At 71.9% G+C, this 16,412-nt stretch carries 16 protein-coding genes; 10 read left to right on the forward strand and 6 right to left on the reverse strand.

Annotated features, from left to right (window positions below; all coding sequences use genetic code 11):
• Positions 1–28: 28 nt before the first annotated feature.
• The gene (locus ACZ6B1_RS01570) at positions 29–2,413 is read right to left on the reverse strand and encodes a Tex family protein (protein ID WP_468773921.1); all 2,385 of its coding nucleotides are present in this window, start codon (positions 2,411–2,413) and stop codon (positions 29–31) included.
• 103 nt (positions 2,414–2,516) lie between these two features.
• Positions 2,517–2,648 carry an LPFR motif small protein gene (locus ACZ6B1_RS01575; protein WP_351668260.1) on the reverse strand — a complete coding sequence of 44 codons (132 nt, stop codon included), beginning with the start codon at positions 2,646–2,648 and terminating at the stop codon, positions 2,517–2,519.
• 150 nt (positions 2,649–2,798) lie between these two features.
• Here ACZ6B1_RS01575 and ACZ6B1_RS01580 point away from each other — a divergent pair, with 150 nt between their 5' ends.
• On the forward strand, positions 2,799–3,758 hold the full coding sequence (locus ACZ6B1_RS01580; RefSeq protein ID WP_468773922.1) for a GlxA family transcriptional regulator: 960 nt from the start codon (positions 2,799–2,801) through the stop codon (positions 3,756–3,758).
• 12 nt (positions 3,759–3,770) lie between these two features.
• Positions 3,771–4,406: a DJ-1/PfpI family protein gene (locus tag ACZ6B1_RS01585; protein ID WP_468773923.1), complete on the forward strand. Its 636-nt coding sequence runs from the start codon at positions 3,771–3,773 to the stop codon at positions 4,404–4,406.
• Here the strand turns inward: ACZ6B1_RS01585 and ACZ6B1_RS01590 are convergent.
• Positions 4,393–5,142, reverse strand: coding sequence for an enoyl-CoA hydratase/isomerase family protein (locus ACZ6B1_RS01590; protein ID WP_468773924.1), 750 nt, complete (start codon positions 5,140–5,142; stop codon positions 4,393–4,395). The genes ACZ6B1_RS01585 and ACZ6B1_RS01590 overlap by 14 nt on opposite strands.
• Before the next feature lie 288 nt (positions 5,143–5,430).
• Here ACZ6B1_RS01590 and ACZ6B1_RS01595 point away from each other — a divergent pair, with 288 nt between their 5' ends.
• Positions 5,431–5,928, forward strand: coding sequence for an ATP-binding protein (locus ACZ6B1_RS01595; protein ID WP_468775994.1), 498 nt, complete (start codon positions 5,431–5,433; stop codon positions 5,926–5,928).
• Between the two features lie 3 nt (positions 5,929–5,931).
• Here ACZ6B1_RS01595 and idi read toward each other — a convergent pair whose 3' ends face one another.
• From idi to galE, 3 genes are all read right to left on the reverse strand, one after another.
• A complete protein-coding gene (idi, locus tag ACZ6B1_RS01600; protein ID WP_468773925.1) occupies positions 5,932–6,525 on the reverse strand; it encodes an isopentenyl-diphosphate Delta-isomerase in 594 nt (197 codons plus the stop codon).
• A 198-nt stretch (positions 6,526–6,723) separates the two neighbouring features.
• On the reverse strand, positions 6,724–7,665 hold the full coding sequence (locus ACZ6B1_RS01605) for a cation diffusion facilitator family transporter (protein WP_468773926.1): 942 nt from the start codon (positions 7,663–7,665) through the stop codon (positions 6,724–6,726).
• 157 nt (positions 7,666–7,822) lie between these two features.
• Positions 7,823–8,794 (reverse strand): UDP-glucose 4-epimerase GalE, encoded by a 972-nt coding sequence (galE, locus tag ACZ6B1_RS01610; RefSeq protein WP_468773927.1) that lies wholly within the window; start codon positions 8,792–8,794, stop codon positions 7,823–7,825.
• Positions 8,795–9,073: 279 nt separating this feature from the next.
• Here galE and ACZ6B1_RS01615 point away from each other — a divergent pair, with 279 nt between their 5' ends.
• The 7 genes from ACZ6B1_RS01615 to ACZ6B1_RS01645 all read left to right on the forward strand — a co-directional run bounded on the left by ACZ6B1_RS01615 (position 9,074) and on the right by ACZ6B1_RS01645 (position 16,145).
• Positions 9,074–10,897 carry a DUF5941 domain-containing protein gene (locus ACZ6B1_RS01615; RefSeq protein WP_468773928.1) on the forward strand — a complete coding sequence of 608 codons (1,824 nt, stop codon included), beginning with the start codon at positions 9,074–9,076 and terminating at the stop codon, positions 10,895–10,897.
• Complete coding sequence (locus ACZ6B1_RS01620; protein WP_468773929.1) at positions 10,894–11,646, forward strand: phosphocholine cytidylyltransferase family protein; 753 nt, start codon at positions 10,894–10,896, stop codon at positions 11,644–11,646. Before ACZ6B1_RS01615 ends, ACZ6B1_RS01620 begins: the two co-directional genes overlap by 4 nt.
• On the forward strand, positions 11,634–12,695 hold the full coding sequence (locus tag ACZ6B1_RS01625) for an iron-containing alcohol dehydrogenase family protein (protein ID WP_390056137.1): 1,062 nt from the start codon (positions 11,634–11,636) through the stop codon (positions 12,693–12,695). The genes ACZ6B1_RS01620 and ACZ6B1_RS01625 overlap by 13 nt, the downstream gene beginning before the upstream one ends.
• Complete coding sequence (locus ACZ6B1_RS01630) at positions 12,673–13,452, forward strand: CDP-alcohol phosphatidyltransferase family protein (protein WP_468773930.1); 780 nt, start codon at positions 12,673–12,675, stop codon at positions 13,450–13,452. The genes ACZ6B1_RS01625 and ACZ6B1_RS01630 overlap by 23 nt, the downstream gene beginning before the upstream one ends.
• A gap of 5 nt (positions 13,453–13,457) precedes the next feature.
• Positions 13,458–14,330, forward strand: a complete 873-nt coding sequence (locus ACZ6B1_RS01635) for a glycosyltransferase family 2 protein (RefSeq protein ID WP_468773931.1) — start codon at positions 13,458–13,460, stop codon at positions 14,328–14,330.
• Positions 14,331–14,425: 95 nt separating this feature from the next.
• Entirely contained in the window at positions 14,426–15,355 is a 930-nt protein-coding gene (locus ACZ6B1_RS01640; RefSeq protein ID WP_468773932.1) for an ABC transporter permease, read from the forward strand.
• Entirely contained in the window at positions 15,348–16,145 is a 798-nt protein-coding gene (locus ACZ6B1_RS01645; protein WP_468773933.1) for an ABC transporter ATP-binding protein, read from the forward strand. Before ACZ6B1_RS01640 ends, ACZ6B1_RS01645 begins: the two co-directional genes overlap by 8 nt.
• Positions 16,146–16,412: the final 267 nt, after the last annotated feature.

Genomic DNA, 16,412 nt, shown 5'->3' on the forward strand with positions numbered 1-16,412 from the left:
GGGGTCGAGGACCCCGGCCCCGGGACGGTCAGCGGCGGCCGTTCTTCGGGTCCACCAGTCCCGCCCGGCGCAGCGCGTCGGCCATCGCGCTGTTGGCCGGAGCCGGTGCCTGACGGCCGCCCCGGTCGCCGCCACCGCGGCCCTGCCGCTGCCCCTGGCCGCCCTGCCGCTGCTGGGGCGGGCGGGCGCCGCCGCCGCGCTGCTGACGGCCACCGCCCTGGCCCTGGGGCGCGGCCTCGTCGTCCAGGCGCAGGGTCAGTGCGATCCGCTTGCGCGGGATGTCCACGTCCAGGACCTTCACCTTGACGATGTCACCAGGCTTCACCACGTCCCGCGGGTCCTTGACGAACGTCTTCGACATCGCCGAGACATGCACCAGACCGTCCTGGTGGACACCGATGTCCACGAACGCGCCGAAGGCGGCCACGTTCGTGACCACGCCCTCCAGGACCATCCCCGAGGACAGGTCGGAGATCTTCTCCACGCCCTCCTTGAAGGTGGCCGTCTTGAAGGCCGGACGCGGGTCGCGGCCGGGCTTCTCCAGCTCCCTGAGGATGTCCGTGACGGTCGGCAGACCGAAGGTGTCGTCCACGAAGTCGGCGGGACGCAGCGAGCGCAGCGCGTCCGTGTTGCCGATGAGGGACGCGACGTCCTGCCCCGAGGTCTTCACCATGCGCCGCACCACCGGGTACGACTCCGGGTGCACGCTGGAGAAGTCCAGCGGGTCGTCGCCGCCGCGGATGCGCAGGAAGCCCGCGCACTGCTCGTACGCCTTGGGGCCGAGCCGCGGCACCTTCTTCAGCTCCGCACGGGACCGGAACGGGCCGTTCTGGTCGCGGTGCGCGACGATGTTCTCGGCTAGTCCGGCGGAGACGCCCGACACCCGCGCGAGCAGCGGCACCGACGCCGTGTTGACGTCCACGCCGACACCGTTGACACAGTCCTCGACCACCGCGTCCAGCGATCGGGACAGCTTCACCTCGGACAGGTCGTGCTGGTACTGGCCGACCCCGATCGACTTCGGGTCGATCTTCACCAGCTCCGCCAGTGGATCCTGCAGACGGCGCGCGATGGACACCGCGCCGCGCAGCGACACGTCCATGTCGGGCAGTTCCTGCGAGGCGTAGCTCGAGGCCGAGTACACGGACGCGCCCGCCTCCGAGACCATGACCTTGGTGAGCTTCAGCTCCGGGTGCTTCGCGATCAGTTCGGCGGCGAGCCTGTCGGTCTCCCGGGACGCCGTGCCGTTGCCGATGGCGACCAGGTCGACCGCGTGCCGCTCGGCGAGCCGTGCCAGCTTGGCGATCGCCTCGTCCCACCTGTTGGCCGGGACGTGCGGGTGGATCACGTCCGTGGCGACGACCTTGCCGGTCGCGTCCACCACGGCGACCTTCACGCCCGTACGGAAGCCCGGGTCCAGGCCCAGCGTCGCGCGCGTGCCGGCCGGCGCGGCCAGCAGCAGGTCGCGCAGGTTCGCGGCGAAGACGTTCACCGCCTCGTCCTCGGCGGACGTCCGCAGCCGCAGCCGCAGGTCGATGCCCAGGTGGACCAGGACGCGGGTGCGCCAGGCCCAGCGGACCGTGTCCTTCAGCCACTTGTCGGCGGGGCGGCCGCGGTCGGCGATGCCGAAGCGGTGCGCGATGACGCCCTCGTACGAGGACGGCCCCTCGGTGGCCTCCTCCGGTTCCAGGACGAGGTCCAGGACCTCCTCCTTCTCACCGCGCAGCATGGCGAGAACGCGGTGCGAGGGCAGCTCGGTGAACGGCTCGGCGAAGTCGAAGTAGTCGGCGAACTTGGCGCCCGCCTCCTCCTTGCCCTCGCGCACCTTGGCGGCCAGCCGCCCGCGCACCCACATGCGCTCGCGCAGCTCGCCGATCAGGTCGGCGTCCTCGGAGAACCGCTCGGTCAGGATGGCCCGCGCGCCCTCCAGCGCGGCCTGCGTGTCGGCGACGCCCTTGTCCGCGTCGACGAACGCGGCGGCGGCCGCCTGCGGGTCGACCGTCGGGTCGCCCAGCAGCCCGTCGGCGAGCGGCTCGAGACCCGCCTCGCGGGCGATCTGCGCCTTGGTGCGCCGCTTGGGCTTGTAGGGGAGGTAGATGTCCTCCAGCCGCGCCTTGGTCTCGGCGCCGCGGATCCGCGCCTCCAGCTCCTCGGTGAGCTTGCCCTGCTCGCGCACCGACTCCAGGATCGCCGTCCGACGCTCCTCCAGCTCCCGCAGGTAGCGCAGCCGCTCCTCGAGCGTGCGCAGCTGCGCGTCGTCGAGCATCTCGGTCGCTTCCTTGCGGTAGCGGGCGATGAAGGGCACCGTCGAACCGCCGTCGAGCAGTTCGACCGCGGCCTTCACCTGCCGCTCCCGTACGCCGAGTTCCTCGGCGATCCTGCTTTCGATGGACCCTACGAGGGGTGTCGTCACGATCCCGTACCGCCTTCTCCACTGAGGTTGCGCGGCAATTGTGGCAGGTGACGCCGACAATCGGGGACCAGGGCGACACGCGGCGGGCCGCCTGGTCAGGAACTCAGGCGCCGCTCCCGCGAGCGGAGGACGAGGCCCCGCCGAACAGGCGGGCCAGGGCCCGGAACGGCAGCGTGACCACCGTCGCGATGGCCCCGCCGATCTGCCGCAACACGTCTGCGATGGCACGGAACATGGAACATCTCCCTTCTTCCCGGACCCGGTGCCCGGGAAGATCACGTGTTCCACGGGCGGCGCCGATCATGCCCGCCGAGTCGCGACCGATGGCAGAAAAGGTGGGGAACTCGTCATTGCGGCCATGCCGGCACCGGCGAAGAATCGGGGCATGCCGCAGCGCACCGTTCTCCTCGTCCTGTTCGACGGCGTGCAGAGCCTCGACGTCACCGGCCCTTTGGAGGTGTTCGCCGGGGCCGAGCAGCACGCTCCGGGGACCTACCGCGTCCGTACCGCCTCCCTGGACGGCGGCCCCGTGCGCACCTCCAGCGGGCTGGCCCTCGTACCCGACGGGGCGCTCACCGGGATACCGGACCCGGACACCCTGCTGATCCCGGGCGGGCAGGGCACCCGTACCCCCGATCCGCGGCTGACCGACTGGCTGCGCGCGCACGGCCCGCGCGCGCGGCGCCTTGTGTCCGTCTGCACCGGCGCGATCCTGCTCGCGGCCGCCGGCCTGCTCGACGGCCGCCGGGCCACCACCCACTGGGCCTACTGCGACAAGCTCGCCCGCGACCACCCGGCCGTGACGGTGGACCCCGAGCCGATCTATGTACGGGACGGGCACATCGCCACCTCCGCGGGCGTGACCTCGGGCATCGACCTGGCCCTTGCGCTGGTGGAGGAGGACCTCGACCGGGAGGTCGCGCTGAGCGTCGCCCGGCACCTGGTGGTCTTCCTGCGCCGGCCCGGCAACCAGGCGCAGTTCAGCGCCCAGCTCGCCGCCCAGACCGCGCGCCGCGACCCGCTGCGGGAGGTCCAGCGCTGGATCACCGAGCATCCCGCGGGCGACCTGAGCGTGGAGTCGCTCGCCGCCCGCGCCCGGCTCTCGCCGCGCCACTTCGCCCGCGCCTTCCGGGAGGAGACCGGCACGACCCCCGGCCGCTACGTCGACCGCGTCCGGCTCGAACACGCCCGCCGGCTCCTGGAGGACACCTGCGACGGCGTCGAGGAGATCTCCCGCGCCAGCGGCTACGGCACCCCGGAGGCCATGCGGCGCGCGTTCGTCAGGGCGCTGGGCACGGCCCCGGCCGAGTACCGGCGCCGGTTCCGCCCCGTCACCGTCAACTGAAAGGACACCCCCATGCAGATCGCCGTCGTCGTCTACGACCGGTTCACCGCCCTCGACGCAGTCGGGCCGTACGAGATCCTCTCCCGCGCCCCCGGCGCCGAGACGGTCTTCGTCGCCGAGCACCCCGGCCCTGTCCGCACCGACACCGGCGCGCTCGCGGTCGTCGCCGACCGCTCCTTCGACGAGGTGCGCAGCCCCGACGTCGTGCTCGTGCCCGGCGGGCCGGGCCAGAGCGCGCTGATGGAACACGGGCCGCTGCTGGACTGGCTGCGCGCCGCCGACGCCACCAGCACCTGGACCACCTCGGTGTGCACCGGCTCCCTGCTGCTGGCCGCCGCCGGACTCCTGGACGGCCGCCGCGCCACCTCGCACTGGCTGGCCCTGGACCAGCTCGAGCGGTTCGGCGCCGCGCCGGCGGAGGAACGGGTGGTGTTCGACGGCAAGTACGTCACCGCCGCCGGCGTCTCCGCCGGCATCGACATGGGCCTCGCCCTGCTCGGCCGGATCGCGGGCGACGAACACGCCCAGGCGGTCCAGCTGGCCACCGAGTACGATCCGCGGCCGCCCTACGACGCCGGATCCCCGCACAAGGCCCCCGCGCACCTGGTGGAGAGGCTGCGCGTGGGGAGCCGGTTCATCCTGCGGTAGTCCAGGTGAAGCGCGGCTGCCTGCGCTCCAGGAACGCGGCGACCCCCTCGGCGGTGTCGCCGCTGCCCCGCGCCTGCTCCGCCCAGTGGGCGTCCCGGTCGGTGCGGCCGTCGGCGAACTCCTTGGCGGCGGCCTGGGTGAGCTGGGAACGCGACGCCAGGATACGCGTCAGCTCGGCGACCCGCTTGTCCAGTTCGCCTTCGGGCAGCACCTCGTCCACGAACCCGGTGCGCAGCGCCCGTCCGGCGTCCATCAACTCGGCGGTGAAGAGGAGGTACTTGGCGGTGGCCGGTCCCACCAGCGACACCAGCCGCCGGGTGGACGACGAAGGGTAGACGATCCCGAGCCGGGCCGGTGTCACCCCGAACAGGGCGCCCTCCTCCGCCAGCCGCAGATCACAGGCGGCCGCGAGCTGGGACCCGCCGCCCACGCAGTGGCCGCGGATCGCGGCGAGGGTGGGCACCGGGAACGCGGCGAGGGCCTCCTCGGCCGCCACGGCAAGTCCCTGCGCCTCGAGCGGCGAACCCTGGAGCGTGGAGATGTCGGCGCCCGCGCAGAAGGTGCCGCCCTCGCCGGTCAGCACCAGGGCCCGCACGCCGGGATCGCCCGCCAGTTCCTCCAGCAACGGCGGCAGGGCCCGCCACATGGCGGCCGTCATGGCGTTGCGCTTGGCCGGATGACGGATCACCACGGTGGCGACGGAGTCGGTGACCTGGTGCGACAGCTGGGGCTCCATGAGCCCGGATGCTATCCACCCCGTCGTGGCGCCCGGCCGGGTGGGCGCGTTGGCGGGCGGACGCGGCGCGCGTCGCGGCGTGCGGCGCACGCCAAACCCGTACAACCCGAATAGTTCGTGAACCTTGCACGGGAGGAACAGGAACAGTCCCGCGTCTGCCGGTGTCATACGCAGCCGGTCAGAACCGTTCGATACCAGCTGACTTCTGTTCAGGCCGCAGGAGTGGAGCGCGTCGTTACCAACACTCGACGTGTGGTGACAATCGAGCGCGAGGGCGGCGACCGGGCGATGGACGACCACGGGCGTGGGGACGGCGGCCCGCGCCCGGCGGAAGGCGCCGGGCGGCCGCCCGGTCCACTGCCGTACGAGGGAGTCTGGCGGTTCACCGCGGCCGCCGTGGACGCCTCCGTCCCGCAGGCCCGGCACGCCGTACGGGATCTGCTGCTGAGGCAGGGCGTACCGGTCGGTGACGACACGGTGCACGGTCTGCTGCTGATCGTCTCCGAGCTGGTCACGAACGCGGTCCGGCACGCGGCGCTGCTGTCGCCGATGCTCGCCGTGGAGGTGGCCGTCGGCGCCGAGTGGGTGCGGGTGTCGGTGGAGGACAACCACCCCTACCGGCCCACCGCCCTGGAGGCCGACCACGGCCAGACCGGCGGCCGGGGGCTGCTGCTGGTGCGGGAGGTGGCCCGGGAGGCGGGCGGGGCGGTCGACGTGGAGCACACGGCGAGCGGTGGCAAGGTGATCTGGGCCGCCCTGCCGCTCAAGCCGGCGGCACCGGCGTAGCGCCTACCAGCCCGCGGACTGGCCCGTCAGTTCCCGGATCGCCGGGCGGGCCGCGTCCAGCACGGTCATGAACCACGCCGAGAACGGATCCCGGGCGTGCCGCTCGGCCAGCTCGGACGCCGTCACGAAGGCCGTCGAGCCGACCTCCTCGGGGTCCGGCGCCAGCGGTGCCTGCACCATGCCCACGAACAGGTGGTTGAACTCCTGCTCGACCAGGCCCGAGGCCGGGTCCGGGTGGTTGTAGCGGACCGTGCCCGCCTCCGCCAGCAGCGACGGCGAGACCCCCAGCTCCTCGTGGGTCCGCCGGGCCGCCGCGGCGAACGGCGCCTCACCGGGGTACGGGTGGCCGCAGCAGGTGTTGGACCACACACCGGGGGAGTGGTACTTGCCGAGCGCCCGCTGCTGGAGCAGCAGCCGGCCCTGCTCGTCGAAGAGGAACACGGAGAACGCGCGGTGCAGCTGTCCCGGCGGCTGGTGGGCGGCGAGCTTCTCCGCCGTGCCGATCGTCACGCCCTTCTCGTCGACCAGTTCCAGCAAAATCGCCTCTGCGGTGCCGTTCGACGAGCTGTGCGTCTCGGTGGCAGGTGTGATCGGCATACCCATCCTTCGCCTCGGTCTTGCGCCCCAAGTCTGCCGTACGAATCCGGCACTCCCGGCACTTCCCTGCACGTCCGCATGTCCTGTGCGGGGCGGTGCCCGAGTGGGACCCCGGTGATTCATCGTGCCCGGCGCCTCCCGCCGGGAACCGTCCGCCGGGCTCGAACACAAGTGCCTACGGCGTCGAGGAGTCCGCGGTCAGTGGCACAGCCGCGCCTCGTGCTCCGCGTGCCCGCCCGGCTCGAGCTGGAAGGTGCAGTGCTCCACGTCGAAGTGGTGGCCGAGACAGCCCTGGAGCTCGTGCAGCATCTTCTCGTGGCCGATGGCGTTCAGCACCTCCGAGCTGACCACCACGTGCGCGGACAGCACCGGCATGCCCGACGTGATCGTCCAGGCGTGCAGATCGTGCACGTCCTCCACGCCGTCCAGCGCCAGGATGTGCGAGCGCACCTCGGCCATGTCGACGTCCTTCGGGGCCGCCTCCAGCAGGACGTCCAGCGTCTCGCGCAGCAGCTTCACCGTCCGCGGGACGATCATCAGCCCGATGACCAGTGAGGCGATCGGGTCGGCCGCCTGCCAGCCGGTGGTCAGGATCACGGCCGCCGAGATCAGCACCGCCACCGAGCCCAGCGCGTCCGCGGCCACCTCCAGGAAGGCACCGCGCACGTTCAGGCTCTCCTTCTGCCCGCGCATCAGCAGGAGGAGCGAGATCGAGTTCGCGACCAGGCCGAACAGACCGAACACGATCATCAGACCGCCCTCGGTGTCCGCGGGCGTGAGGAACCGCTGAATCGCCTCGAAGAGCACATAGCCGCCGACGCCGAGCAGCAGCAGGCAGTTGGCCAGGGCGGCGAGGATCTCGGCGCGGGCCAGGCCGAAGGTGCGGTTGGTGCTCGGCGGGCGGTTGGCGAAGTGGATGGCGAGCAGTGCCATGCCCAGGCCCAGCGCGTCGGTCGCCATGTGGGCCGCGTCCGCGATCAGCGCGAGCGAATCCGCGAGGAGACCGCCGGCGATCTCCACCACCATGATCGTGAGCGTGATGCCCAGTGCCACCCGCAGCCGGCCGCGATAGGCGGCCGCGGCCGTACCCGTGGGCGGCACATGGCTGTGCGCGTGCCCGTGGTCGTGCCCTGCCCCCATGAGAGGACCACCCTTCCGTGTTGCGCGCGTGGTGACAGTCAACTACGGGTGGGGGGTATCGGGCAACGCGGCACTGAACACCGTTGTCATCTGCCTGACCTGCGCAAACAAGCGGCAGGTCAGGCGATGTACGGCTGCTTCGCGACCGTGCTCCGGCTCAGTCGCCGTGGTGCAGCCGCCAGCCCGCCCAGGCCGACTCGATCATCTCCCGCACTCCGAGCCGGGCCCGCCAGCCGAGCGTCTCCGCGGCCCGCTCGGCCGAGGCGACCGCGCGCGGCGCGTCCCCGGGGCGGCGCCCCTCCACCAGCGCGGGCCGCCGGTCGCCGGTGACCTCCCCGATGACCGTGACCATCTCCCGCACGGAGACGCCCTCGCCGCGGCCGATGTTCAGCGTCAGGTCGCCCGCGTGGTCCCCCCTGTCGAGCCGGCGGGCCGCCGCCAGATGGGCCCCGGCGAGGTCGGCGACGTGAATGTAGTCACGCACGCACGTGCCGTCCGGAGTCGGATAGTCGTCGCCGAAGATCCGCGGGGCCTCGTCCCGGGTGAGCCGGTCGAAGACCATCGGCACGATGTTGAACACGCCGGTGTCCGCGAGTTCCGGCGCGGCCGCCCCAGCCACGTTGAAGTAGCGCAGGCACACCGTGGAGATCCCGTGCGCCTGCCCGGCCGCCCGCACCAGCCACTCCCCGGCCAGCTTGGTCTCGCCGTACGGGTTCACCGGAGCGCAGGGGGTGTCCTCGGTGATCAGGTCCACGTCCGGGTTGCCGTACACGGCCGCCGACGAGGAGAACAGCAGCCGGTCGATCCCCGCCTCGGCGATCGCGTCCAGCAGCGTGGCCAGGCCGCCCACGTTCTCCCGGTAGTAGCGGGTCGGCCGCGCCACGGACTCGGCGACCTGCTTGCGCGCCGCGAGATGCACCACACCCGTCACGCCGTGCTCCGCGAAGACCCTCTTGAGCAGGTCCCCGTCCAGCGTCGAGCCCTCGACGAGCGGGACGCCCGCAGGGAGCCGCGCCGGCACGGCCGCCGACAGGTCGTCCAGCGCCACGACGCTCTCGCCGGCGCCGGTCATGGCCCGTGCCACGTGCGCCCCGATGTATCCGGCTCCGCCGGTGATCAGCCAGGTCATGGTCGTCCACCCTATGCCGAACCGGGCAGGTGTCCGCGATGCCGGAGGATGCCCGGGTCTGCGCCCTGCGGTTTGTGGGGCGGCCCTCGCATCCCCGATGATGATCGCGGCGAAGGAGCGGGCAGCCCCCGTGGACCGGGCCGTGAACGGCCGGTGAACACGGGCTTCCGCCCATCCGATAGCCTCTGCCGACATGCCGCCCGGGTGCCGCAGGCAAGGGCGCCCCACCACGCAGAAGACCGGCGCCTCCCGCGCCGGCACCCAGGGAGTGAGTTTCGGTTGTCGACCGCCATCGTCACCGGTCAGCCGGTCCCCGGATCGTCACTCGAGAACGATCTGCGGTCCCTCGGCTTCGACGTGCGCGTGGCCGCTGACGCCGCCGAGACCAAGACCCTGCTCGCCTCCGTACCCGCCGGACGGCGCGTGGCCCTGGTCGACGCCCGCTTCGTCGGCCACCCGCACGCCCTGCGCCTCGGCCTCACCGACCCGCGCTTCCCGCTCGCCGCCGTGCCCGGGGCCGTCACCGCCCAGCCGGAAGCCCGCCAGGCGCTGACCCGGGCACTGGCCCGCGAGACCGCCGAGGGCGGCGGCACCGCGGCCGGGGGTGCCCCCGCGCCGGCGAAGCCGAGCGCGCTCGACGCCGACTCCGTCGCCGACCGCGTCGTCAGCGCGCTCGACGCCGACGACGCCGGTGTGCACCACCCCGAGCTGGGCAGCCTGGTCGCCGCCGTCCCGGCCGACCCGCAGGCCCGCAACGAGGCGCGGCAGGCCGTCGCCGCCGTGGACGACGAGGCCGTACGCCTGAGGTCGGCCGTGAAGTCCCGCGACGGCTTCTTCACCACGTTCTTCATCAGCCCGTACTCGCGCTACATCGCCCGCTGGTGCGCCCGCCGGGGCCTGACCCCCAACCAGGTCACCACCGCCTCGCTGCTCACCGCCCTGATAGCCGCGGGCTGCGCGGCGACCGGCACCCGGGCCGGCTTCGTCGCGGCCGGCGTCCTGCTGATCGCCTCGTTCGTGCTGGACTGCACCGACGGCCAGCTCGCCCGCTACGCCCTGAAGTACTCCACGCTCGGCGCCTGGCTCGACGCCACCTTCGACCGGGCCAAGGAGTACGCCTACTACGCCGGCCTCGCCCTCGGCGCGGCCCGCGGCGGAGACGACGTCTGGGCCCTGGCGCTCGGCGCGATGATCCTGCAGACCTGCCGGCACGTCGTGGACTTCTCCTTCAACGAGGCAAACCACGACGCCACCGCCAACACCAGCCCCACCGCCGCCCTCTCCGACAAACTGGACAGCGTCGGCTGGACGGTCTGGGTGCGCCGGATGATCGTCCTGCCGATCGGCGAGCGCTGGGCGATGATCGCCGTCCTCACCGCGGTGACCACCCCGCGCATCACCTTCTACGTGCTGCTCGCCGGCTGCGCCTTCGCCGCGACGTACACCACGGCCGGCCGCGTGCTGCGCTCGGTGACCCGCAAGGCGCGGCGCACCGACCGGGCGGCCCAGGCGCTCGCCGACCTCGCCGACAACGGCCCGCTCGCCTCGTACGTGGCACGTGCCACCCGGGTTCGCCTCGGCGCACCGCTGCCGGTGGCCCTGGCCGGCACCGCCGTACTCGCCGTCTCGCTCTTCTCCGGCGTGGCCTGGGCGCCCGTCGCCGGTGCCGCCGTCTACGCCGTCACCGCCGGCCAGGCCCTGTACCGCCCCCTCAAGGGCGCCCTCGACTGGCTGCTCCCGCCGCTGTTCCGCGCCGCCGAGTACGGCACCGTGCTGGTACTGGCGGCCCACGCGGACGTGAACGGAGCCCTTCCCGCGGCTTTCGGGCTGGTGGCGGCCGTCGCCTACCATCACTACGACACGGTGTACCGCATCCGCGGCAACGCCGGAGCACCCCCGGCCTGGCTGGTACGCGCCATCGGGGGGCAGGAGGGGCGGACGCTGCTCGTCACCGTCCTGGCCGCGGCGCTCACCGCCTCGCAGTTCAAGGCCGCGCTCACGGTCCTCGCCGTGGCCGTCGCCCTGCTGGTGCTCGTCGAGAGCATCCGCTTCTGGGTGTCCGCAGGGGCGCCCGCCGTACACGACGAAGGAGAACCCGCATGATCGGCCTCGTGCTGGCGGCCGGCGCCGGACGGCGTCTGCGCCCCTACACCGACAGCCTTCCCAAGGCTCTGGTGCCGGTGGGCCCCGCGGGCATAGAGGGCGAGCCGACGGTCCTGGACCTCACCCTCGGCAACTTCGCCGAGATCGGCCTGACCGAGGTCGCGATCATCGTCGGCTACCGCAAGGAGGCCGTGTACGAGCGCAAGGCGGCCCTCGAGGCGAAGTACGGCCTCAAGCTCACCCTCATCGACAACGACAAGGCCGAGGAGTGGAACAACGCCTACTCCCTGTGGTGCGGCCGTGACGCCCTCAAGGACGGCGTGATCCTCGCCAACGGCGACACCGTGCACCCGGTGTCGGTGGAGCGCACGCTGCTCGCGGCCCGCGGCGAGGGCAAGCGGATCATCCTCGCGCTGGACACCGTGAAGTCCCTGGCGGACGAGGAGATGAAGGTCGTCGTGGACCCCGCCAAGGGCGTCCAGAAGATCACCAAGCTGATGGACCCCGCCGAGGCCACCGGTGAGTACATCGGCGTCACCCTCATCGAGGGCGACGCGGCCCCCGAGCTGGCCGACGCGCTGAAGACGGTCTTCGAGACCGACCCCCAGCAGTTCTACGAGCACGGCTACCAGGAGCTGGTGAACCGCGGCTTCAGGATCGACGTCGCGCCGATCGGCGACGTGCAGTGGGTGGAGATCGACAACCACGACGATCTCGCCCGCGGACGGGAGATCGCGTGCCAGTACTGACCCGGCTGATCCCCTCGCCGCTCGTCGTGGACATCCGCCCGGGTGCCCTCGACGACCTGGCCGGGGTCCTCGCCGACGAGCGCATCTCGCAGTCCGGCCGGCTCGCCGTCGCCGTCAGCAACGGCTCGGGCGCCCGGCTGCGCGAGCGCCTCGCCCCGTCGCTGCCCGGCGCCACCTGGTACGAGGTCGGCGGCGGCACCATCGACGACGCGGTCCGGCTGGCGAGCGACATAAAGGCCGGCCACTACGACGCCGTCGTCGGACTCGGCGGCGGGAAGATCATCGACTGCGCCAAGTTCGCCGCCGCCCGCGTCGGGCTGCCGCTGGTCGCCGTCGCCACCAACCTCGCGCACGACGGTCTGTGCTCGCCGGTCGCGACGCTCGACAACGACGCGGGCCGCGGCTCGTACGGCGTGCCGAACCCGATCGCGGTCGTCATCGACCTCAACGTGATCCGTGAGGCGCCCGTCCGTTTCGTGCGCTCCGGTATCGGCGACGCCATCTCCAACATCTCCGCGGTCGCGGACTGGGAGCTGGCCAACCGGGTCAACGGAGAGAAGATCGACGGTCTCGCCGCCGCCATGGCCCGGCAGGCCGGCGAGTCGGTGCTCAGGCACCCCGGCGGCGTCGGCGACGACGGCTTCCTGCAGGTGCTGGCCGAGGCGCTCGTCCTCACCGGCATCGCCATGTCCGTCTCCGGCGACTCCCGCCCCTCCTCCGGGGCCTGCCACGAGATCAACCACGCCTTCGACCTGCTCTACCCGAAGCGGGCGGCCGCCCACGGCGAGCAGTGCGGCATCGGCGCCGCCTTCGCGATGTACCTGCGCGGAGCGCACGAGGAGGCGGCGTACATGGCCCGCGTCCTGCGCCGGCACGGGCTTCCGGTACTGCCGGAGGAGATCGGCTTCTCGGTGGACGAGTTCGTCCGCGCCGTGGAGTTCGCTCCGGAGACCAGGCCCGGCCGCTACACGATCCTCGAACACCTCGACCTCAAGACGAACCAGATCAAGGACACCTACGCCGACTATGTCAAGGCCATCGGTAGCTGAACTCCGTCCGGTCGTCCACCCCGTCGGGGTGAAGGACCGGCGCAGCGGTGAGCACTGGGGAGGGCGCCTCTACATGCGAGAGGTGTCCCTGCGCGTCGACCGCTACCTGGTGAACACCCGGGTCACGCCCAACCAGCTCACATACCTGATGACCCTGTGCGGGGTGCTCGCGGCCCCGGCGCTGCTGGTGCCGGGGATCACGGGCGCCGTGCTCGGCGTGGTCGCCACCCAGCTCTATCTGCTGCTGGACTGCGTCGACGGCGAGGTCGCCCGCTGGAAGCAGCAGTACTCGCTCAGCGGGGTCTACCTGGACCGGGTCGGTGCCTACCTCACCGACGCGGCCGTCCTGGTCGGCCTCGGGCTGCGCGCCGCCGATCTGTGGGGCAGCGGCCGGATCGACTGGCTGTGGGCCTTCCTCGGCACGCTCGCCGCGCTGGGCGCCATCCTGATCAAGGCCGAGACCGACCTGGTCGGCGTCGCCCGGCACCAGGCCGGGAAGCCGCCGGTCCAGGACGCGGCGGCCGAGCCGCGCTCCTCCGGCATGGCGCTGGCCCGCCGGGCCGCCGCGGCGCTGAAGTTCCACCGGCTGATCCTCGGCATCGAGGCCGCGCTGCTGATCCTGGTCCTGGCGATCGCCGACCAGATCCACGGCGACCTGTTCTTCACCCGGCTCGGCACCGCCGTCCTCGCGGGCATCGCCCTGCTGCAGACCGTGCTGCACCTGGTGTCCATCCTGGCGTCCAGCAGGCTGAGGTGAGTGCCATGAAGGTCGGCGCGGTCATCATCACCATGGGCAACCGGCCCGAGGAGCTGCGGGCACTGCTCGACTCCGTCGCCAAGCAGGACGGCGACCCCGTCGAGGTGGTCGTCGTCGGCAACGGCTCGCCCGTCCCGGACGTCCCCGAGGGCGTCCGGACCGTGGAGCTGCCCGAGAACCTGGGCATCCCCGGCGGCCGCAACGTCGGCATAGAGGCCTTCGGGCCCGCCGGTCGCGATGTCGACATATTGCTGTTCCTGGACGACGACGGCCTGCTGGCCCGCCACGACACGGCCGAGCTGTGCCGCGAGGCCTTCACGGCCGACCCGGAGCTCGGCATCATCAGCTTCCGCATCGCCGACCCCGAGACCGGCGAGACCCAGCGCCGGCACGTGCCCCGGCTGCGTGCCTCCGACCCGATGCGCTCCTCCCGGGTCACCACCTTCCTCGGCGGCGCCAACGCCGTCCGGACCCAGGTCCTCGCCGACGCCGGGGTCCTCCCGGACGAGTTCTTCTACGCCCACGAGGAGACCGACCTGGCCTGGCGGGCCCTCGACGCGGGCTGGATGATCGACTACCGGTCCGACATGGTGCTCTACCACCCGACGACCGCGCCCTCGCGGCACGCGGTGTACCACCGCATGGTCGCCCGCAACCGGGTCTGGCTGGCCCGCCGCAATCTCCCCGCCCTGCTGGTCCCGGTGTACCTCGGGGTCTGGCTGCTGCTCACGCTGGCGCGCCGGCCCTCGGGACCGGCCCTGAAGGCCTGGTTCGGCGGCTTCAAGGAGGGGTGGACCAGCCCCTGCGGTCCCCGGCGCCCGATGCGCTGGCGTACGGTGTGGCGGCTGACCCGACTGGGCCGGCCCCCGGTGATCTGAGAAGCTCGACCGTACGGGCCCGCGCCCACGGCCGGGTCCGCCGCCCTTGAAGGCGCAACCGTGCAAGACGTACTCGATGACGAAAGCTTCCACTCGTGAGTGAGACAACGCATGACGCCGGAGTCGCGGTGAGCGCGGCCCCGTCGCCCGACGAGGGACTGACGGCGGCCGGGCTCGCCGCCAAGTACGGACTCGCCGTGAGCGGCGCCCGGCCCTCGCTCGCCGAGTACGTGCGCCAGCTCTGGGGGCGCCGCCACTTCATCCTCGCCTTCTCCCAGGCGAAGCTGACCGCGCAGTACAGCCAGGCCAAGCTGGGCCAGCTCTGGCAGGTGGCGACCCCGCTGCTGAACGCGGCGGTCTACTACTTCATCTTCGGCGTCATCCTGCACGCGAGCCGCGGCATGTCCCAGGACGTGTACATCCCGTTCCTGGTCACGGGCGTGTTCGTGTTCACCTTCACGCAGAGCTCGGTCATGACCGGCGTCCGCGCGATCTCCGGCAACCTGGGCCTGGTGCGCGCCCTGCACTTCCCGCGCGCCTCGCTGCCCGTCTCCTTCTCGCTGCAGCAGCTCCAGCAGCTGCTGTTCTCGATGATCGTGATGTTCGTCGTGGCGATCGGGTTCGGCAGCTACCCGGGCCTGTCCTGGCTGCTGATCGTGCCGGTGCTGGTGCTGCAGTTCCTGTTCAACACCGGTCTCGCGCTGATCGTCGCCCGCCTGGGCGCCAAGACCCCTGACCTCGCCCAGCTGATGCCGTTCGTCCTGCGCACCTGGATGTACGCCTCCGGTGTCATGTTCTCCATCAGCAAGATGATGGAGGGCCGCCCCGAGTGGGTGGTCCGGCTGCTGCAGGTCAACCCGGCCGCGGTCTACATGGACCTGATGCGCTTCGCGCTGATCGACGGGTACGGCTCCTCCAACCTGCCGCCCCACGTGTGGGCCATCGCCCTGTTCTGGGCCGTGGTCGTCTTCGCCGGCGGCTTCGTGTACTTCTGGAAGGCGGAGGAGAGGTACGGCCGTGGCTGAGACCAACCCGCAGGACACCCCGGACCCGCGCCCGACCGTCATCGCGGACGAGCTCCACATCGTCTACCGGGTCAACGGCGCCAGGACCGGCAAGGGCAGTGCCACCGCCGCCCTGAGCCGCATACTCAAGCGCGGCTCTGACGACGGGGAGCGCGGCGTGCGCAAGGTGCACGCGGTGCGCGGTGTCTCCTTCGTCGCCCGCCGCGGCGAGGCGATCGGCCTCATCGGATCCAACGGCTCCGGCAAGTCCACGCTGCTGCGTGCCATCGCCGGACTGCTCCCCGCCGAGAGCGGCAAGGTCTACACCGACGGCCAGCCCTCGCTGCTCGGCGTCAACGCGGCACTGATGAACGACCTCACCGGTGAGCGCAACGTCATCCTCGGCGGGCTCGCCATGGGCATGTCCCGCGAGCAGGTCAAGGAGCGTTACCAGGACATCGTCGACTTCTCCGGCATCAACGAGAAGGGCGACTTCATCACCCTGCCCATGCGGACCTACTCCTCCGGCATGGCGGCCCGGCTGCGCTTCTCCATCGCCGCCGCCAAGGACCACGACGTCCTCATGATCGACGAGGCGCTGGCCACCGGTGACCGCAAGTTCCAGAAACGCTCGGAGGCGCGGATCCGGGAACTGCGCAAGGAGGCCGGGACGGTCTTCCTGGTCAGCCACAACAACAAGTCCATCCGCGACACCTGCAACCGCGTCCTGTGGCTGGAACGCGGCGAGCTGCGCATGGACGGACCCACCGAAGAGGTCCTCAAGGAGTACGAGAAGTTCACGGGCAAGTAAGTCCCGATCCGTTTCGGCCAGGGCCCCCCGGAACCTCTCCGGCGGGGCCCTGCGTCTGCAAAGGAAGCGTCAACTCGCGCACGACATAGGAATCTTGACAGCAATCGGTGTGTTGTTGTGATGCGCGGGACACCCTGGCGGTCCAAGCTGCGTTGTACAACGTAAGCTGTACCGGTCCCGGAAAGCGGCAAGTGGGGCGATATTGCGCGACACCCTCCGCCGGGCCGCCCCGCGGAGGGCCAGGCGGCGTGTCCGAAATAGTGTGTA

Source organism: Streptomyces sp. NPDC041129 (assembly GCF_055592265.1).